Annotated in this window: 15 protein-coding genes and 1 tRNA gene; 6 read left to right on the top strand and 10 right to left on the bottom strand. The window is 72.8% G+C overall.

Annotated elements, in window-relative coordinates; translation table 11 throughout:
- Window positions 1-81 precede the first annotated feature (81 nt).
- Entirely contained in the window at window positions 82-1,290 is a 1,209-nt protein-coding gene (locus SACE_RS17300; RefSeq protein WP_009942130.1) for an acyl-CoA dehydrogenase family protein, read from the top strand.
- A 96-nt stretch (window positions 1,291-1,386) separates the two neighbouring features.
- Here SACE_RS17300 and nrfD read toward each other — a convergent pair whose 3' ends face one another.
- The 5 genes from nrfD to SACE_RS17270 all read right to left on the bottom strand — a co-directional run bounded on the left by nrfD (window position 1,387) and on the right by SACE_RS17270 (window position 8,237).
- Window positions 1,387-2,307, bottom strand: coding sequence for an NrfD/PsrC family molybdoenzyme membrane anchor subunit (gene nrfD / locus SACE_RS17295; RefSeq protein ID WP_009942131.1), 921 nt, complete (start codon window positions 2,305-2,307; stop codon window positions 1,387-1,389).
- Entirely contained in the window at window positions 2,304-3,206 is a 903-nt protein-coding gene (locus SACE_RS17290; protein WP_009942132.1) for a 4Fe-4S dicluster domain-containing protein, read from the bottom strand. Before SACE_RS17290 ends, nrfD begins: the two co-directional genes overlap by 4 nt.
- 5 nt (window positions 3,207-3,211) lie before the next feature.
- Window positions 3,212-6,511: a formate dehydrogenase gene (gene fdh / locus SACE_RS17285; RefSeq protein WP_157355911.1), complete on the bottom strand. Its 3,300-nt coding sequence runs from the start codon at window positions 6,509-6,511 to the stop codon at window positions 3,212-3,214.
- Window positions 6,512-6,611: 100 nt separating this feature from the next.
- The gene (selD, locus tag SACE_RS17275; protein ID WP_009942137.1) at window positions 6,612-7,607 is read right to left on the bottom strand and encodes a selenide, water dikinase SelD; all 996 of its coding nucleotides are present in this window, start codon (window positions 7,605-7,607) and stop codon (window positions 6,612-6,614) included.
- A 45-nt stretch (window positions 7,608-7,652) separates the two neighbouring features.
- Window positions 7,653-8,237: a pyridoxamine 5'-phosphate oxidase family protein gene (locus SACE_RS17270; RefSeq protein ID WP_173401351.1), complete on the bottom strand. Its 585-nt coding sequence runs from the start codon at window positions 8,235-8,237 to the stop codon at window positions 7,653-7,655.
- Between the two features lie 175 nt (window positions 8,238-8,412).
- Between SACE_RS17270 and SACE_RS17265 the strand changes: the two genes are divergently transcribed.
- Window positions 8,413-8,508, top strand: a tRNA-Sec gene (locus SACE_RS17265).
- A 47-nt stretch (window positions 8,509-8,555) separates the two neighbouring features.
- Here SACE_RS17265 and SACE_RS17260 read toward each other — a convergent pair.
- Window positions 8,556-9,596, bottom strand: coding sequence for an NAD(P)-dependent oxidoreductase (locus tag SACE_RS17260; RefSeq protein ID WP_269453547.1), 1,041 nt, complete (start codon window positions 9,594-9,596; stop codon window positions 8,556-8,558).
- Window positions 9,597-9,687: 91 nt separating this feature from the next.
- Here SACE_RS17260 and SACE_RS17255 point away from each other — a divergent pair, with 91 nt between their 5' ends.
- Complete coding sequence (locus tag SACE_RS17255; RefSeq protein ID WP_009942141.1) at window positions 9,688-10,275, top strand: CGNR zinc finger domain-containing protein; 588 nt, start codon at window positions 9,688-9,690, stop codon at window positions 10,273-10,275.
- A 20-nt stretch (window positions 10,276-10,295) separates the two neighbouring features.
- Here the strand turns inward: SACE_RS17255 and SACE_RS17250 are convergent, their stop codons facing one another.
- The 4 genes from SACE_RS17250 to SACE_RS17235 are packed head-to-tail and all read right to left on the bottom strand — an operon-like array spanning window position 10,296 to window position 14,857.
- Complete coding sequence (locus tag SACE_RS17250) at window positions 10,296-11,378, bottom strand: PDR/VanB family oxidoreductase (protein WP_009942142.1); 1,083 nt, start codon at window positions 11,376-11,378, stop codon at window positions 10,296-10,298.
- A complete protein-coding gene (locus tag SACE_RS17245; protein WP_009942143.1) occupies window positions 11,378-12,271 on the bottom strand; it encodes a metal-dependent hydrolase in 894 nt (297 codons plus the stop codon). Before SACE_RS17245 ends, SACE_RS17250 begins: the two co-directional genes overlap by 1 nt.
- 13 nt (window positions 12,272-12,284) lie before the next feature.
- Window positions 12,285-14,024 carry an SDR family oxidoreductase gene (locus SACE_RS17240; protein WP_011874066.1) on the bottom strand — a complete coding sequence of 580 codons (1,740 nt, stop codon included), beginning with the start codon at window positions 14,022-14,024 and terminating at the stop codon, window positions 12,285-12,287.
- The gene (locus tag SACE_RS17235; protein WP_009942145.1) at window positions 14,021-14,857 is read right to left on the bottom strand and encodes a M24 family metallopeptidase; all 837 of its coding nucleotides are present in this window, start codon (window positions 14,855-14,857) and stop codon (window positions 14,021-14,023) included. Before SACE_RS17235 ends, SACE_RS17240 begins: the two co-directional genes overlap by 4 nt.
- A gap of 108 nt (window positions 14,858-14,965) precedes the next feature.
- Between SACE_RS17235 and selA the strand changes: the two genes are divergently transcribed.
- From selA to ku, 3 genes are all read left to right on the top strand, one after another.
- Window positions 14,966-16,258, top strand: coding sequence for an L-seryl-tRNA(Sec) selenium transferase (gene selA, locus SACE_RS17230; protein WP_011874065.1), 1,293 nt, complete (start codon window positions 14,966-14,968; stop codon window positions 16,256-16,258).
- Complete coding sequence (gene selB / locus SACE_RS17225; RefSeq protein WP_029621353.1) at window positions 16,258-18,021, top strand: selenocysteine-specific translation elongation factor; 1,764 nt, start codon at window positions 16,258-16,260, stop codon at window positions 18,019-18,021. Before selA ends, selB begins: the two co-directional genes overlap by 1 nt.
- Before the next feature lie 96 nt (window positions 18,022-18,117).
- Window positions 18,118-19,092: a non-homologous end joining protein Ku gene (gene ku, locus SACE_RS17220; RefSeq protein WP_009942150.1), complete on the top strand. Its 975-nt coding sequence runs from the start codon at window positions 18,118-18,120 to the stop codon at window positions 19,090-19,092.

Raw genomic sequence — 19,092 nt, 5'->3', positions numbered from 1 at the left:
GCGCCCCGGCCGGATCGCCACAGCCGCACCAGCCCCTCCCCTCCCCCAACATCCAGACCTGACCAGCTCTAGGGAGCCGTCTTGATCAACCTGGAAGTGCCGAAGAAGTTCGCCGCGCTGGTGAACCAGGCGCGGCAGTCGGCGGCCGAGGTATTCCGGCCCAACTCGCGCAAGTACGACCACGCCGAGCACAGCTATCCGCACGAGCTGGACATGCTCGCGGCGGTGCTCGACGGGCTCAATTCCTCCGGGCAGGGCGGCGCCTCCGGCGCCGGCGGTGTCCGGCGCGCCTCGGACAAGGGCGACGGGGTCCGCAACGGCGGCAACATGTCCACCGCGCTCGGCACGATCGAGCTGTGCTGGGGCGATGTGGGGCTGCTGCTGTCGCTGCCCAGGCAGGGGCTGGGCAACGCGGCGATCGCCTCGGTCGCCGACGACGAGCAGCTCGAGCGCTTCGCGGGCAAGTGGGCGGCGATGGCCATCACCGAGCCCGACTGCGGTTCGGACTCCGCGGCAATCCGCACCACCGCCCGGCTCGACGGCGACGAGTACGTGCTCAACGGGCAGAAGATCTTCGTGACCTCCGGCGAGCGCGCCGACGCCGTCGTGGTGTGGGCGACGCTGGACCGCTCGAAGGGCCGTGGCGCGATCAAGTCGTTCGTCGTGGAGAAGGGCACGCCGGGATTCGAGCTGGTCCGGCTGGAGCACAAGCTCGGCATCCGCGCGTCCGACACCGCCGAGTTCCGGCTCGACGACGTGCGGGTCCCGAAGGAGAACCTGCTCGGCAGTCCGGAGATCAACACCGAGCAGGGCTTCGCCGGGGTCATGCAGACCTTCGACAACACCCGGCCGCTTGTCGCGGCGATGGCCGTCGGCGTGGCCAGGGCGGCGCTGGACGAGACGCGGGAAAAGCTCACCGAGGCAGGTCTGGCCCCCGACTACGACCGCCCGCCGCACCGGCAGTCCTCGGCCGCGGCGACCTTCCTGGAGCTGGAGGCGGACTGGGAGGCGGGATACCTGCTGACGTTGCAGGCGGCGTGGATGGCCGACAACGGCAGGCCGAACTCGCTGCAGGCGTCGATGGCCAAGGCCAAGGCGGGACGCACCGGCACCGACGTGACGCTGCGCTGCGTCGAGCTGTGCGGCACGCTGGGCTACTCCGAGAACAGCCTGCTGGAGAAGTGGAGCCGGGACGCCAAGATCCTGGACATCTTCGAGGGAACGCAGCAGATCCAGCAGCTGGTGATCGCGCGCAGGCTGCTCGGCAAGTCCTCCAAGGACCTGAAGTAGCCGGCACGGTGGCGAAGAGCGGCGCTGCCCGGCGGGATCGTCCACTGCGGACATCCCGGCCGGTGCGCCGTTCCGGGACCTGGCTGATGCTCGGGCCTAGCTGCTCACCCCGAGGCGTTCCTCGGCGCTTTTGCGCTCGCGCTGCGGGACGATGGTGTAGCGGGGATCCCGGGCCGAGACCCGGCCGGCGTCGAAGATGCCGTAGCGGGTGGCCACGCCCGCGGCCGTCAGGCACAGCCCGGAGGCGACCGCGAGCGTCCTGCTGCGGCCGGCGAACAGCGCCGTGGCCGCACCCGCCACGGTCAGGGCCTTGGCCATCCGCAGCACCTTGCCCGCACGCCCCTTCTCGTAGACCTCCCCGACGATCCCCTCGCGCCGGTGGATCCGCTCGGTGGCGGCCAGCTCCAGCGCCGAACCCGCCACCGCCATCCGGCGGGCGGGCCCGGCCTGGGCCACCGGCGTGGTGATCATCCCCATGCCGCCCGCGCTCGCCACCGCGCTGCCCGCGAAGACGAACGGCAGCTCCCGGTACATCTCGTGCCAGGCGGGCACCGCCGTGTCGGCCAGCAGCACCGCGGTGTAGGTGGTCATCGCCGGGGCGATGACGCCCGCCGCCCCGGCGCTCAGCCGCCCCAGCGCCGGCAGGTACCCGGTGAGGTCGCTCGCCGCGGCGGCGCCGGCCAGCGCGGAGAACGGCGCCAGGATCCACGAACCGACGCTCAGCGGCGAGGTCGGCTTGAAAACGCGCAGCATGTTGAGGAAGCGGGTCGGCCGGCCCAGGTCGTGCACCAGCGCGACCACGCTCGCCGCGGCGCCCGCGGCCGCGGCGATGCGGCCGTTGCGCGCCAGCTCCGGCCTACCGGTGAGATCCGCCAGCAGCGCCATCGTCGACGACGAGCCCGCCAGACCGCCCATGTAGAGGTAGGCCGGGACGTCGGGGACCTTCCACACCGGCTCCTTGAGCACCGGTTTGCCGTAGTACGAGCGGAAGTCGGTGCCGGTGTCCACTTCGGTCACTTCTTCCTCCCCAGGAAGCAGCCCGCGACGAGCGCGGCGCCGGTGGCCGCCGCTGCCGCCGCGCACCGCCACATCGACGGCAGGTCCCGCGTGGTGACCACCGGGTCCGGCGGCAGCCCGTAGACCTCGGGCTCGTCGAGCAGCAGGAAGAACGCGCCGTCACCGCCGACGCCGTCGTCGGGCTCGTGCCCGTAGAGCCTGGCTTCGGTCACGCCCTGGGCGTGCAGCTCGTCCACCCTGGCCGCGGCGCGCTCCCGCAGCTCCTCCAGCGGGCCGTACTGGATCGACTCGGTCGGGCAAGCCGTCGCGCACGCCGGTGCCAGCCTGGCGCCCTGCCGGTCGTAGCACATCGTGCACTTGAACGCGCCGCCGTCGCCGGGCCGGATGTCGATCACGCCGTAGGGGCAGGCGGGCACGCAGTACCCGCAGCCGTTGCACACGTCGTCCTGGACGACGACGGTTCCGTACTCGGTGCGGAAGAGAGCGCCGGTGGGGCAGACGTCCAGGCACGCGGCGTGGGTGCAGTGCTTGCACACGTCCGACGACATCAGCCAGCGCACCGACCCGTCGCCGCCCGAGGGGCCCATGCCCGGCATCCCGAGGTCCACCGACTCCGGGGCCGCGGCAGCCGCGGCCTCGGAGTCCACGTGCTGCTCGATGAACGCGACGTGGCGCCACGTGCTCGCGCCCAGCGCACCGGTGTTGTCGTAGGACATGCCGGTCAGCTCCACGCCGTCCTCGGGCAGCAGGTTCCACTGCTTGCAGGCGACCTCGCACGCCTTGCACCCGATGCAGACGCTGGTGTCGGTGAAGAACCCGACCCGTTCCGGGTGGTCGGCCGGGTAGCCCGCATCGCCCGCGGGGTCGGCCAGCGGCCCGCTGAGCCGGTTGTCGGTCACTGCCGTCACTCCCCTCGTCCTTCGCCGGTGCGCCGCGGGTCGTCGGAGTACTCGGTGCCGGTGAGCTCGGTGATGCCCGCCCGCCTGCGGTAGTCCTCGACGAACCTGGCCAGCTCCGGGCCCCGCGGTCGCCGGCCGGGACGGATGTCGCAGGTGCCCGCCTTGGTCTCCATGATGTGCACGTTGGGGTCCAGCGCCACGTTGATCAGCTCGTTGGCCGCGTCGCCGGTGGTCAGGCCGTTGGACCCCCAGTGCCACGGGATCCCGATCTGGTGGATCGTGCGGCCCCCGAGGCGCAGCGGACGCATCCGCGGGGTCACCAGCACGCGGCCCTCGATGGCGCTGCGCGCGGTGACGACCGTCGCCCAGCCCAGGTGCTCCAGGCCGCGTTCGGCGGCCAGCTCCGGGGAGACCTCCAGGAACATCGCCGGCGCCAGCTCCGACAGGTGCGCCAGCCAGCGGCTCATCCCGCCCGCGGTGTGGTGCTCGGTGAGCCGGAAGGTGGTGAACACGTACGGGTAGACCTCCGCGCCCGGTTCGTCGCCGCTGGGCTGGTAGCGGTTCTCCGGCCGCGAGTACACCTGGCGCGCCGGGTTGCGCTGCTGGTGGGTGTGCAGCCGGTTGGACAGCGGCGACTCCTGCGGCTCGTAGTGCGCGGGCAGCGGGCCGTCGACGAGTCCGGCGGGCACGTAGAGCCACCCGCGGCCGTCGCTCTGCATGATGAACGGGTCCGTGCCGGAGATGCCGTCGGGTCCGACGGCGCCTTCGGGCGGCACGTAGTCCGGGCGCTTGCCCTTGTCGAAGTCCGGCACGTCGTGGCCGGTCCACTCGCCGCGCGCCTCGTCCCACCAGACGTAGGCCTTGCGCTCGCTCCAGGGCCTGCCTGCGGGGTCGGCCGAGGCGCGGTTGTAGATGATCCGCCGGTTGGCCGGCCAGGCCCAGCCCCACTCCGGTGCGACCGGGCTCTGCTCGCGGCCCGGCTTGCGCCGCGCGGACTGGTTGACGCCGTCGGCGAAGACACCGCAGTAGATCCAGCACCCGCAGCGGGTGGATCCGTCGCTGCGCAGCTGGGTGTAGCTGGACAGCGACCCGTCCGGGCCGAAGCCGTTGATCTCGCGCAGCACCGCCGCCGCGCTCGGCTCGTCGAGCTCGCCCTCGGTCGGGTAGTCCCAGGTCAGCTCCAGCAGCGCCCGGTCGCGTTCGCGCAGCTCGGTGGTGCGTTCGGCGGTGCGCAGCTTCTCGCGGAGCTTGCGGCCGAGGTGGTAGTAGAACCACAGGTCGCTGCGCTGATCCTCCTTGGGCTCCACCGCCTTGTGGTGCCACTGCAGCAGCCGCTGGGTGTTGGTGAACGTGCCGTCCTTCTCGGTGTGGGCGGCGGCGGGCAGGAAGAACACCTCGGTGCCGATGTCCTCCGGAGCCGTCTCGCCGTTCTCGATCTCCGGGCCGTCCTTCCAGAAGGTGGCGGTCTCGATCATGTTCAGGTCGCGCACCACGAGCCAGTCCAGGTTGGCCAGCCCCAGCCGCTGCTGGCGCGCGTTGGCGGTGCCCACCGCGGGGTTCTCGCCGATGACGAAGTAGCCCTTGACCTTGCCCTCGATCTGGTCGATCACGGTCTGGAAGGAGCCGTGGTCGCCGGTCAGGCGCGGCAGCCGGTCGAAGCAGAAGTCGTTGTCCTCCGTGGCGTGCTCGCCCCACCACGCCTTGAGCAGGCTGACGATGTAGGAGCGCATGTTGCCCCAGTACCCGCTGGCGTACTCGTCCTGGGCCACGAAGGCGTCCAGGTCGGTGTCGGTGTGGGCGTGCGGCATCGGGATGTAGCCGGGCAGCAGGTTGAACAGCGTCGGGATGTCGGTGGAGCCCTGGATGCTGGCGTGCCCGCGCAGCGCGAGGATGCCGCCGCCGGGCCTGCCGATGTTGCCCAGCAGGAGCTGCAGGATCGACGCCGCCCGGATGTACTGGACCCCGACCGTGTGGTGGGTCCAGCCGACCGCGTAGGCGAAGGCGGTCGTGCGTTCGCGCCCGGAGTTGGCCACGATCGTCTCGGCCACCGCGAGGAACTGCTCGCGCGGGACCCCGCAGACCTCCTCGACCATCTCCGGCGTGTAGCGGGCGTAGTGGCGCTTGAGAATCTGGAAGACGCACCGCGGGTGCCGCAACGTCGGGTCCGTCTCGGGCTGCCCGTGGTAGACCGGCCCGCCCGATCCGGTGCGCTCGGGGCGGCTGGCCTCCCGCTCCCGCGAGTGGCTCTTCGACGGCTCCCGCTCGGGCCCGTGCCCGCCGACCGCCGACATCGCGTCGCTGCCCTCGTACTGCCAGGTCTGGATGTCGTAGCTGCCGGCCTCGGCGTCGAAGCCGGAGAACACCCCGTCGAGATCCTCGGTGTCCTCGAACTCCTCCGAGACGATCATCGCGGCGTTGGTGTAGGCGACGACGTAGTCGTGGAAGTAGGCGTCGTTGGTCAGCACGTGGTTGATCAGCGCGCCGAGGAACGCGATGTCGCTACCCGCGCGCAGCGGCACGAACTGGTGCGCCATGGCCGAGGTCCGGGTGAACCTCGGGTCCACGTGGATGATCCTGGCGCCGCGCCGCTTGGCCTCCATCACCCACTGGAAGCCGACCGGGTGCGCCTCGGCCATGTTGGACCCCTGGATGACGATGCAGTCGGCGTTGGCGAGGTCCTGCTGGAAGGTGGTGGCGCCGCCGCGCCCGAAGGAGGTCCCCAGACCGGGAACCGTGGAGGAGTGTCAAATGCGGGCCTGGTTCTCGACCTGCAGCGCGCCCAGGGCGGTGTAGAGCTTCTTCATGAGGTAGTTCTCCTCGTTGTCGAGGGTCGCTCCTCCGAGGCTCGCGATGCCCATCGTGCGGCGCAGGCGCCTGCCGTTGCCGTCGGTGTCCTGCCAGGTCTGGTCGCGGGTCGCAAGGACCCGGTCGGCGATCATGTCCATCGCCGTGTCGAGGTCGAGGTCCTCCCACTCGGTGCCGTGCGGCCTGCGGTAGCGCACCCTGGTCTGCCGGGACGGCGAGGTGACCAGCTCGCGGCTCGCCGAGCCCTTCGGGCAGAGCCTGCCGCGGCTGATGGGCGAGTCGGGATCACCCTCGATCTGGGTGACTTCGCCGTCGCGGACGAAGACGCGCTGGCCGCAGCCGACCGCGCAGTACGGGCAGACCGAGCGCACGACCCCGTCGGCGTCCTCGGTCCGGGAACGCAGGGCATCGGTGCGCCGCGACCGCGCCGCCGAGCCGCGACCCAGCGGGTCGGACCCGGTCAGCTGGCGGATCACCGGCCACCGCAGCCACTCGGCCATGTACCACTCCTCGAACCGCTTGATCTCCAGGAGACCACCACCTCCCACCGCTCGCAACGCGAGGAGGGGACGGATTCCGTGATCGCAGGTCGGGCGCCGCTCAGCGAATCGTGACGACGTGCCCGCCGCGCGGCACCAGCTCGCCGACGACCGGAGCACCCGGGACCTCACCGGCGACCAGCAGACCTCCCGAGGTCTGCGCGTCGGCCAGCAGCAGCGCCTCGTCCTCGTCGACCGCCGACAGGTCGGTGTGCGGGCGCACCCAGTCAAGGTTGCGCTTGGTGCCGCCGCTGACGTAGCCGTCGCGCAGCGCCCCGCGCGCACCGGGCAGGTACGGCACGGCCGCGGCGTCGACCACCGCCGACACCCCGCTGGCCCTGGCCAGCTTGAACAGGTGGCCGAGCAGCCCGAAGCCGGTCACGTCGGTCGCACAGCGCACCCCGGCCGCCACCGCGTCGGCGGCGGCCTTCGCGTTGAGCGTCGTCATCGCCTCGACCGCCTGCGGGAAGACCTCACCCGTCGCCTTGTGCCGCGTGTTGAGCACACCGATCCCCAGCGGCTTGGTCAGCGACAGCGGCAGCCCCGGGCGCCCGGCGTCGTTGCGCAGCAGCGCGTCCGGATCGCACAGTCCGGTCACCGCCATGCCGTACTTGGGTTCGGGGTCGTCGACGCTGTGCCCGCCCGCGACCGGGCAGCCCGCCGCCCGGGCGACGTCGGCGCCGCCGCGCAGCACCTCACGCGCCAGCTCGACCGGCAGCACGTCCCTGGGCCAGCAGAGCAGGTTGATCGCCAGGACCGGACGCCCTCCCATGGCGTAGATGTCGGAGAGCGCGTTGGCCGCGGCGATCCGCCCCCAGTCGTAGGCGTCGTCGACGACGGGGGTGAAGAAGTCCGCCGTGCTCAGCACGGCCCCGTCCACGCCGATACGCACGGCCGCGGCGTCGTCACCGCCGTCCAGTCCGACCAGCAGCTCCGGGTGCGGCTCGGCCAGGCCCGAGACCATGGCTTCGAGCTCGCCCGGCGGGATCTTGCAGGCGCAGCCGCCGCCGTGCGCGTACTGCGTGAGCCGGTGCGTGGTCGCAGCTTCGAGGTCCATGCCCCGACGCTATTCGCCGCGGGCCCACGGCGCATCGCTGATCGCTCAGTACAGGTTCCTGGCGTAGTCCGGGCCGTAGTAGCGCTCGAGTTCCTCCAGCGAGAGGTCCGGTGTCTCCAGCGCCTTGGCGATCCGGGCGCGGGACGGCACGGACTCGCCGTTCCAGGTCTCCTGCTTCCACAGGCCGGAGCGCAGGAACGCCTTGGAGCAGTGGTGGAACACCTCGTCGATCTCCACCAGCAGCGCCAGCGACGGGCGGACTCCCTCGACCGCCATCCGGTCGAAGAACGGCGCGTCGCGCAGGAGCCTCGCCCTGCCGTTGACGCGCAGCGTGTCACCGCGGCCCGGCAGCAGGTAGATGAGCCCGACGTGCGGGTTGGCCAGCACGTTGCGGAACCCGTCGACGCGGCGGTTGCCCTTGCGGTCGGGGATGGCGATAGTGCGGTCGTCGAGCACCACGGTGAAACCGGCCGGGTCGCCCTTGGGCGAGACGTCGCACGAGCCGTCCGCCCCGGAGGTCGCGATCAGGCAGAACGGCGACTCCGCCAGCCACTGGCGGTCCAGCTCGTGCAGCGCGGGCCGGGTCTTGTCCACCGCCCGCCGCAACGGCGGGCCGACGAGCTCGCGCATCTCGGCTTCGGAGTTGATCTCGACGAATTGATCGGTGTGCACCAGGTGCCCCCTCTTCTCCCAGCACGAGCCTACGACAAATGATCACGTCTCCTGAGCGGATTTCCGGCGGCGTCCGGCCTCTGTGGAAGGCCCGCTCCGACGCGGCGGCGCGGCAGCTCATATGCTCGGCGGCGGAGGCGTAAGGGCTCCTGGTGGACCCCGCGGTCTTCAAAACCGACGTGGCCGGGCATCTCGGTCAGGCGGGTTCGATTCCCGTCCGCCTCCGCCAGCTCCGCGGGCCGGCGGGATCGCAGGGTGATCCCGCCGGCCCGCCGGTCATCCGAAGCTCGCCAGGTAGCTGGCGGCCATGTCCTTGCCGCCGTGCCCGGCCTCGGCCGCCCTGCGGTAGCGCCGCAGGCCCGCCTCCACCAGGTCGGCCCGGACACCGGCCTGCTCGGCGGCTTCCACGATCAGCCGCGAGTCCTTCTCGGCGTTGTCGACGGTGAAGCTCGGCGTGTAGTCCTCGCCGAGGATCGCCGCACCCTTGAGCTGCAGGTAGGCGTTGTCCATAGGACCACCCGCGATCACGTCGAGGACCTGTCGGGGATCGACGCCCAGGCCCTCGGCGATGGCCAGCGACTCCGCGGTGCCGTGGGTCAGCGCGAACGCCCAGCTCATCAGCGCGAGCTTGAGCCGGGAGCTCGCCCCGCCCGCACCGTCGTCGGAGACCCACAGCGTGCGCTTGCCGATCACCTCGAACACCGGACGCAAAGCCTCGCGCACCGGCTCCGGCCCCGAGGCCATCACCACCAACTGGCCCTGCTCGGCCGGCTGGCGGGTTCCCACGACCGGCGAGTCGACGAAGACCAGGCCGTGCTTCTCGGCGAACGCCGCCAGCGGCCCCACCGCGTCGACGCCGACGGTGCTGAGCTGAGCCCAGACGGTGCCCTCGGCCAGGCCGGGCGCGGCGGCCTCGACCGCCTCCAGCACCCGAGGTCCGTCGTTGAGCGCGGTCAGCACGATTTCCGCTCCCCGGACGGCATCCGCCGGGGTGGCCGCGACGACCGCACCCGCGTCGGTCAGCGGTTCGGCCTTCGAGCGCGTGCGGTTCCAGACCCGCACGTCGAACGAGGCCCGGGCGAGGTTGCGCGCAACGGCGGCGCCGATGATGCCGGTGCCCAGCACCGCCACGGTGCGCCCACGTTCGGTCGACATCGGACTTCCCTTCTTCGTTGTCGTTCTCGCACTTCGCTGCTCCCGGCGCGACCTGCCGGGACGAGGAGGGCCGCAGGCGGGACCGCTCTCCCGGCCCGCAGCCGAGGAGCACGACCACCAGCGCGCCCGCCGCGAACGACCCGCGCCGGGGCGGCGTAGCAGGCGCGGCGCGAGGCCGGCTCTGATCGAATAATTGCGACACTAGCAAACCGCGTATGCTGGTGTCAGCTAGCATCGCGGAAGGAGGTCGCCCATGCCGCCCGGACACGGAATCCGCTGGTCCGAGCACCACCAGGTGCCAGAGGCGCGGGTGGTGCTCTTCGACTTCCTCAACACGCTCGACGAGCGCACCTTCGGCGGGCTGACCCCGTACGACGAGCTGACCTCACCCGCCGAACTGGCCGGCTGGCTCTCCGCTCGCGACCTGGTGCCGCCCGGCACGAACGCCGACGCGACCGACTTCCGGATCGCGCTGCGGCTGCGCGAGGTGCTGCGGGACTGCGCGGACGCCAACCGGACCCGCGAAAGCCCGCCCGAAGACGCGATGGCAGAACTCGGCCGGGAGCTCCCGCTGCGCGCCGTGGTCGGCGACGACGGCGGCGTTGGCCTGCGGCCCGTCCAGGACGGCGTGCGCGGCGCACTCGCCCGGCTGCTCGCCGACGCCGTCCGCGCGAGCATCGACGGGACGTGGGCCCGGATCAAGATGTGCGCGGCCGACAACTGCCGGAACGTCTTCTACGACCACTCCAAGCCCCGCAACGGGCGCTGGTGCGCGAGCAGCGGCTGCGGGAACCGGATGAAGACGCGGTCCTACCGCCGGCGCAGGCAGGAGCGCGGCTGAGGCTCGGGCCCGGCCGCGAACTACAGGTCCACCACCAGGCGGTCGCCGCGGGCTCGGGACACGCAGATCATCATGTGCCCGCCGCGCTCGTCGTCGGTCAGCACGTGGTCGCGGTGCTCGACCGCGCCGGAGACGACCTCGACCCGGCAGGTGCCGCAGAATCCCTGACGGCAGGAATAGGCGACCTGCGGGCGGAGCTCGCGGATCACGTCGAGGGCCGAGCGGTCGGCGGGCACGTCCAGGACCCGGCCGTCGGTTGCCAGCTCCACCTGGAACGGCCTGCCGTCGACGACCGGTGGAGCCGAGAACCGCTCCCAGTGCACCGCGCACTGCCCGGTGCGCCGGGCGTCGATCCGCACCCCGGTGATCATGGGTGTAGGCCCGCAGCAGTAGATCGCCGGGTCGGAGGGGGCGTGCTCCAGCAACTCGCTGCCGGAGGCGGGCACGCCGTACTCGCGGTCGGGGCGGATCCACACCCGCGCGGGGTCGAGCGCGGCGAGCTCGTCCAGGAAGGGCATCGAGTCCCGCGACCGTCCGGTGTAGACAAGCCGCCAGTCGGCGCCGCGAGCCGCGGCGGTGCGCACCATCGGCAGGATCGGGGTGATCCCGATGCCGCCGGCCACGAACAGGTAGCGCGCGGCGGTGACGAAGGGGAAGGCGTTGCGCGGCCCGCGGACCACCAGCGCGCTGCCCTCCCCCAGTTCGTCGTGGACCTCGCGGGACCCACCGCCGCCGTCTGCGATCCGCCGGACGGCGACGCGGTAGTGGTGGCGGTCGGCGGTGCTGCCGCACAGCGAGTACTGGCGGATCCGGCCCGACGGCAGCACGACGTCGAGGTGCGCGCCCGGCTGCCATGCGGGAAGCGCCGAGCCGTCGGCCGCCCGGAGCCGGAGGCTGACCACCTCCTCGGCCTCGGCGCGGACCCGGTCGACGACCACGCGCAGATCCCGGTCGACGGCCACCACCGGCGGCCTGCGCCGCGAACCGCGCCGGTTGAGCCATTCCAGTCCCGCCGAGGCGCGGGCGAGGAACCGCAGGAACGGGTCCGCGCCGCGCCCGGTGTGCAGGTGCGGCGGGACCTCGCCGCCGAACGTGGCGTCCATCAGTGCTCGGCGGCCTGGGCCGCGGGCGACTTGGCCAGGTAGGCGATCGCCTGGCTGGTCGACCCGTGCTGCGAGGGGTGGTAGGAGCGGCGGAAGAACGCCGGGAACGCACGCAGAAGCTGCCACAGCGACGGCGTGATGCCCAGCCGGCCGGAGCGGATCAGGTCGCGCCAGCGCGCCTTGCGCGAACCGCGCAGCACCGGGTCGTGGCGCATCAGGTACCGCACTCCCCGCGTCCACAGCACGAACAGCGCGAACCCGGCGATCACCATCGCCCGCGCCCGGCGCCCGTACCGGCCGTCCACGTGCATGTAGAGGTCGTAGGCCACCGACCGGTGCTCGACCTCCTCCGCTCCGTGCCAGCGCAGCAGGTCCAGCATCGTCGGGTCGGCGCCGGCCTCGTCGAGCGCGTCGGCGTCGAGGATCCACTGCCCGAGGAAGGCGGTGAAGTGCTCGATGGCCGCGACCAGCGCCAGCCGCTCGACCAGCCACTCCTCCCGCCGCTCCCCCTCGTACGGGCGGTCGCCGAGCACCTTGCGGAACATCCAGGTGACCTGCTCGACGTAGCGGGTGGTGTCCAGGCCGTGGGCGTCGAAGTGGTCGATGACGCCCTGGTGGGACTCGGCGTGCACGGCCTCCTGGCCGATGAAGCCCCGCACGTCCTCCAGCAGGTGCTCGTCCCTGATGAGCGGCAGCGCCTGCTTGAACACCTCGACGAACCACCGCTCGCCCTCGGGCAGCAGCAGGTGCAGCACGTTGATCATGTGGGTGGCGAAGGGCTCGCCGGGGATCCAGTGCATCGGCAGGTCCGCCCAGTCGAAATCGACGTCGCGGGCGTGCAGCGCGACCCGGTCCGGCTCACCGGGGTCGAGGTGCCGGTCCTGATCGGACATCGCTGTTCCTCCCTTACCTCGGGTTCGCCTCGATGCGCGCTGCGGCGCGCAGCAGACCGGGTGTCAGCCGTGACAGCACCAGGCCGGCGCGGGCCTCGGCGGTGATCGGCGCGACGGCGGCGTCCCGTTCGATGGCGCGGACGATGCCCGCCGCGGCCCGCTCCGGGGTGAAGCCGCGCCGCCGGTACAGCGCGGTCGCGGCCAGCCTGCGCCTGCCCTGCTCCTCCTCGCCGGTGCCGACGAACCTGGTCGTCGACGTGATGCCGGTGTTGACCAGCCCCGGGCAGACCGCCGTGATTCCGATGCCCGCGGATGCCAGCTCGGCGCGCAGGCACTGGCTCAGCGCCAGCACCGCGGCCTTGGTCGTGGAGTAGGCGGGCAGCGTGCGCGAGGGCAGGTACGCCGCGGCGGAGGCGATGTTGACGATCCGGCCTCCTTCGCCGCGCTCGGTCATCTGCCGCGCGAACAGGCGGCAGCCGTGGATGACGCCCCACAGGTTGACGTCGATGACCCGTTCCCAGTCCTCGGTCGTGGTGTCGGCGAAGGCGCCGGCCATCCCGATCCCGGCGTTGTTGACGACGATGTCGGGCACGCCGAGCCGGGTGCGGACGTCCTCGGCGAAGCGTTGCATCGCCTCGCCGTCGGAGACGTCGACCTGGTACGGCGTCGCACCGGGGCCGAGCAGCGCCGCCAGCTCGGCCGTGCGCGCGGCGGCCTTCTCGTCGACGTCGGCGGCGACGATCTCGGCGCCCCGCTCGGCCAGCTCCAGCGCGGTCGCGCGCCCGATGCCGCTGCCCGCGCCGGTGATCACGACCAGCCGGTCGGCGAACCGGCCCGAACCCACCCGGGCCTGCCGCAGCGACCTCGGTTCGGCGCCGGACTCCACGTTCTCGACCAGCTCGGCGGCGCACCGGGCGATCAGCTCGGGCCGGGTGCGGGGCAGCCAGTGCCCTCCGGGCAGCCGCCGGAGCCGCATCTCCGGCACCCAGCGCGCCGCGGCGGCCTGCAGCGGAGTGCTCACGAACGGGTCGCCGGTCGGCGCCAGGACCTGGACCGGCACGCTGGTGCGCCGGACGCGGGGAGCGGACAGGCGAGGCATCATGTTCGCCCGGTACAGCTCCAGCCCGCGCACGCCGTCGGCGATCCGCGGCCGCGGCGGGGTCCCGTCCGCCACCGGGTCCATCTTCTCCACAGTGGACAGCAGCCGCGACATCGCGCCGCTGTACCAGGCCAGCTCCGGCAGGACCGGCAGCTGGAAGAAACCGATGTAGCCGGAGAAGGCCAGCTGAGTGAGCAACTGGCGCAGGTTGCGGGGCGTCGGCCTGCGCCACTGCCCGCGCATCCACGCCCCGGCGTGGTCCAGGCACGGCCCGGAGATGGAGGTGAACGAGGCGATGCGCGCCCGGAGCTGCTCCTCGGTGACCGCCTGCCAGGCCTGGATCGAGCCCCAGTCGTGGGCGAGCAGGTGCGCGGGCCGGTCCGGGCTCACCGCGTCGAGCACCGCGGCGAGGTCGCCGACGAGCCGGTCGAGCCGGTAGGCCGCCCGCTCACGGGGCTTGTCCGACTCCCCCGCGCCGCGGACGTCGTAGGTGACGACGTGGTAGTGCTCGGCGAGCACGCGAACGACGCCGTCCCACACCGAGTGGTCGTCGGGGTAGCCGTGCACCGCGACCACGGTCGGCCGGTCCGGGTCGCCGTGCTCCCAGACCGCGAGGGAGAGCCCGTCGCCGGTGGTCACCACTCGGCGCGTCATCGCGTCACCTTCCTGTCCTGCCTGCGGCGCACGTGCGGGAGGTCGTCGTCGAGCCAGAACGCGTCACCGTCCTGCTCGACCACGAGGATCTCCTCGAACTTGACTCCCACGCCGCGGAATCCGATGTGCGGCTCGACCGCCCACATGCCCGGCGTCGCCGGGTGCCGGGAGATCCTGCCGTCCGCCCACAGCGGTGAGCGGTGGTGCATGCGCTCGACGAGGAGGTCCTGCGCGAGCGTCTGCAGCGCCCGGACGCCGAAGCCCGCCGCGACGAACCTCGGCAGCCGGGAGCGGACCATGCCGACCTGGTGGGCGATCACCCGCCCCGGGTAGACCCGGTGCCGGTTGTCGTAGCCCTGCTCGCTGATCAGCGCGTCCACGGCGCGGTAGATGTCGCTGAGCCTGCGCCCGGCCCGAACCTGCTCGACGATCAGCTCGCGGTAGGCGGCGAGGTCGTCCATCAGCTTGTCGTGGATCCGGTTGGCGCCGAGGCATCCCGAGTAGCCGATGTCGGCGACGTAGCCGTCGCGCACCGGTGCGCAGTCCAGGATGAACGGCATGCCCTCCTCGAGCCGCCTGCGGGTCGGGAAGAACTGCAGCGGCACCTTGAACCCGCGGAAGGCGGTGCGGTCGCCGAACCAGGCGAACGGGGTGTGGAACCAGTCCTGCACCCCGCGCTCCACGAGGTGGTGCCGCAGCCGCGCGGCCGCCTCCCGTTCGGTGACGCCGGGCTCGAGTCCGCGCGCGACGGCCTCGGCCGCCGAGTACGCGAGCTGCTGGAGTTCCCGGAACCGGGCGTACTGCGCCGGGTCGGGAACAGGGCTGCTGGACATGCCTGGGACAGTACCAACGTTGTCAATGTCTGTTGTAACAATATGCGTTGGTCCAATGTGGCGTTGATCTTCGTGCCCGCTACCGCCGGAGCACATATAGTGCGGCGCATGGGTGACCCGCGCAGGCGCGTACCGGCCACCGACGACGTCCTCGGCGCCGCGCCGGTGGCGGCGGCCGCCTCCCGCCTCGGCCGCGATCTGGTCAAGCGGGCGGTGCACGACGCCCAGCGAAGAGCGCGTGCCGGGGAGATCGAGCCCGAGCAGGTGCTCGCCGCGACGCTGGAGGCGCTGCCGGAGTCGGCCTCGGGCATCCGGCCGGTGCTCAACGCGACCGGCGTCGTGCTGCACACCAACCTCGGCCGGGCACCGCTGTCGCAGGCGGCGATCGACGCGGTGCGCGAGGCCGCGGGCACCACGAACGTCGAGCTCGACCTGACGACCGGCGCGCGCGGCAAGCGCGGCGAGTCGGCTCTGGCGGCGCTGCTGGAGGCCGTGCCGGGCGCCGAGGCCGCGCACGTGGTCAACAACGGAGCCGCCGCCCTGGCCCTGGCGGCGACCGCGCTGGCGCGGGACCGGGAGATCGTGCTGGCGCGCGGCGAACTGGTCGAGATCGGCGACGGGTTCCGCATCCCCGAACTGCTCACCTCCACCGGCGCCCGGCTGCGCGAGGTCGGCGCCACCAACCGGGTCCACCGCGCCGACTACCTCGACGCCGTCGGACCGGAGACCGGGTTCGTCCTCAAAGTCCACCCGTCCAACTTCGTGATCAGCGGTTTCACCTCCTCGGTCCCGGTGGCCGAGCTGAGCGGCCTGGACGTACCGCTGGTCGTCGACATCGGCTCCGGGCTGCTGCGACCGCACCCCGCGCTGCCCGGCGAACCCGACGCGGCGACCACGCTCGCCGCGGGCGCCGACCTGGTGATCGCCAGCGGCGACAAGCTGCTGGGCGGGCCGCAGGCCGGCATCGTCCTCGGCCGCGCCGAGCTCGTGCGCAGGCTCGCCCGGCACCCGCTCGCCCGCGCCCTGCGGGTCGGCAAGCTCACGCTCGCCGCGCTGGAGGCCACGCTGCGCGGACCCGACACGCCCGTCGAGAACGCGCTGCGCCGGGACCGGGCGAGCCTGCTGGGCCGCGCGGAGAAGATCGCCGCGGCGCTCAACGAGGCGGGCGTCGACGCCCACGTGCAGCACTCGTCGGCGACCGTGGGCGGGGGTGGCGCGCCGGGCGTGGAGCTGGCGAGCGCCGCGGTGCGGCTACCGCGCTTGTTCGCCGAGCGGCTGCGCGCCGGGCACCCGCCGGTGCTGGCCCGGCTCGAACGCGGCCACTGCCTGCTCGACCTGGCCGCCCTGGACCCCGAACACGACGAGGTGCTCGTCCGCGCGGTGCGGGAGGCGGCGCTGTGATGCACGTCGTCGCCACCGCCGGACACGTCGACCACGGCAAGTCGACCCTGGTCAGGGCACTGACCGGGATGGAGCCCGACCGCTGGTCGGAGGAACGGCGCCGCGGTCTGACCATCGACCTGGGCTTCGCCTGGACCACGCTGGCCGACGGCTGCACCGTCGCCTTCGTCGACGTGCCCGGGCACCACCGCTTCGTGCCGAACATGCTCGCCGGGATCGGGCCGGTGCCCGCGGTGCTGTTCGTCGTGGCCGCCGACGAGGGCTGGATGCCCCAGTCGACCGAGCACCTCGAGGCCCTCGACGCGCTCGGGGTGCGCCACGGCCTGCTGGCGGTGACCCGCTGCGACCTCGCCGACCCGGAGCCGGCGATCGCCGAGGCGCGGGACCGGCTGGACCAGAGCTCGCTGGCGCACAGCCCGGTCGTGCGGGTCAGCGGCGCGACCGGCGCGGGGCTCGACGACCTGCGCGGCGCGCTCGACGAGTTGCTGCACCGCCTGCCCGCGCCTGACCCCGACGCCGACGTCCGGCTGTGGGTCGACCGCGCTTTCACGATCCGGGGCGCGGGCACGGTCGTCACCGCCACGCTGGCCGCGGGCACGCTGCGCACCGGCATGCGGCTGCGGCTCGGGTCGTCGGGACGTGGGGTGGCGATCCGGGGCATGCAGGCGCTGGGCTCCCCGGTGCAGGAGGCGCGCGCGGTGTCCCGCGTGGCGGTGAACCTGCGCGGCGTGGAGGCCGACGACATCGGCCGGGGCGACGTGCTGCTCTCACCCGGCCGCTGGCTGGACACCGATCTGGTCGACGTCCGGCTGAGCGGATCGGTCGCCAAGGAGCTGCCGCGCGAGCTAGCGCTGCACATCGGTTCGGCCTCGGTGCCGGTCCGTGTCCGCCCGCTCGACGTCGACACCGCGCGCCTCGCGCTGCGCGCGCCGCTGCCGCTGCGCATCGGCGACCGCGCGCTCCTGCGCGAGTCCGGTGGGCGGCAGGCACGCGCGGGCGCGCTCGTCCTGGACGTCCGGCCGCCCGCGCTCGACCGGCGCGGAGCCGCGCAGCGGCGGGCGCTGGAGCTGGCCACGATGGACGGCCGCCCCGACGGCGCGGCCGAGCTGCGCAGGCGCCGCGTGGTCCGCGCCGACGAGCTGCGCGCGATGGGCGCCGTCCCGCCCGCCGGAGGCGACTGGCTGATCGACCCCGCCCACCGCGACCAGCTGGCCGCCGAGCTGACCGGCCTGCTCGACCGCCACCGGCGCGAGCACCCGCTGGAGGACGGCGTCCCGGCCGAGATGGCCCGGCGCGCGCTCGACCTTCCCGACCCGGACCTGCTGCCCGTCGTGCTGGCCGCACCCGCGGCCTCCGGTATCTCCCTGGACGGCGGCCGGCTCCGGCTGGGCCCGGCCCCGCTGCCGGAGCCGCTGCGCCGGGCGCTGGCCACCGTCCGCGACAAGCTCACCGCCCGCCCGTTCGAAGCGCCGACAGCCGACGAGCTCACCGAGCTGGGCGTGGGCGAGAAGGAGCTCGCCGCGGCCGAACGCGCGGGCGAACTGCTGCGGATCGCGCCGGGAATCGTGCTGCTGCCGGGTGCCGACGACCACGCCGTCGACCTGCTGTCCGAACTGCCCGCGCCGTTCACCGTCAGCCAGGCTCGCCGCGCGCTGGGCACCACCCGGCGGGTCGCGGTCGTGCTGCTGGAGTTCCTCGCCCGCCGCGGGCGCACGAGGCGACTGCCCGACGGCACCCACCAGGTCGTTTCGCGCACCCGCTGACCGGGCATTTCGAGGTACCGACCGCGACGGTGGCTGGTGCTGCGATCTTGCGCGGCGGGCCGCATGGTTGAAGCGCGATGGCAAGGGAGGCGCGCCATGCCGCGAAAGATCTGGACCGGTTCGATCAACTTCGGCCTGGTGACCATCCCGGTCGGGCTCTACGCCGCGACCGAGGACCACTCGATCCAGTTCCACCAGTACGAGCGCGGGACCACCGACCGGGTGCGGATGAAGCGGGTAAACGAACGCACCGGTGACGAGGTGGGCTACAACGACATCGTCAAGGGCCGGGAGGTCGGCGGCGTGCTGGTCGCCGTCGAACCGTCCGAGCTGGACGAGATCGCACCCAAGCTCTCCCGCACCATCGACATCAACACCTTCGTCGACCTCAACGCGATCGACCCGGTGTACTTCCAGAAGACCTACTGGCTCGCGCCCGGCAGCAAGGAGCACTTCCGCCCCTACAACCTGCTGCGGCGGGCGATGGACGAGACCAACCAGGTCGGCATCGCCACCTTCGTCATGCGCGGCCGGGAGTACCTGACCGCGGTGCGCGCCGAGGACTCGGTGCTGGCGCTGAACACGATGTTCTTCGCCGACGAGATCCGCGACCCCGGCGAGCTGGTCGGCGACGCGTCCTCGGTGGCCAAGCCCAGCGACAAGGAGATCCAGATGGCCACCATGATCATCGAGTCGATGAGCGGGGACTGGGAGCCCGAGCAGTACGAGGACACCTACACCGCGCGGGTGGAGAAGCTGCTGGAGGACAAGGCCGAGGGCCGCGCCCCGGAGGTCGAGGAGGCGCCCGCCGAGCCCAGCGACGTCATCGACCTGACCGAGGCCCTGCGCCGCAGCGTCGACCAGGCCCGCCGCGGGCGGGGCGGCCAGGTTCCCCGCCAGCGCGACGAGGAGCAGGACGTCTCCGCGCTGAGCAAGGCCGAGCTCGACAAGAAGGCCAAGGAGCTCGGCATCAAGGGCCGCTCCAAGATGAAGCGCGCCGACCTGGAGGCCGCGGTCGCCGAGTCGCAGGGCTCGGCTTCGGGCGGCAGGCGCCGCCGCAGGGCGTCATGA

Origin of the sequence: Saccharopolyspora erythraea NRRL 2338, from assembly GCF_000062885.1 — a bacterium.
In the GTDB taxonomy this organism is placed as follows: Bacteria; Actinomycetota; Actinomycetes; order Mycobacteriales; family Pseudonocardiaceae; genus Saccharopolyspora_D; species Saccharopolyspora_D erythraea.
This window is presented reverse-complemented; position numbering and strand designations above follow the sequence as displayed.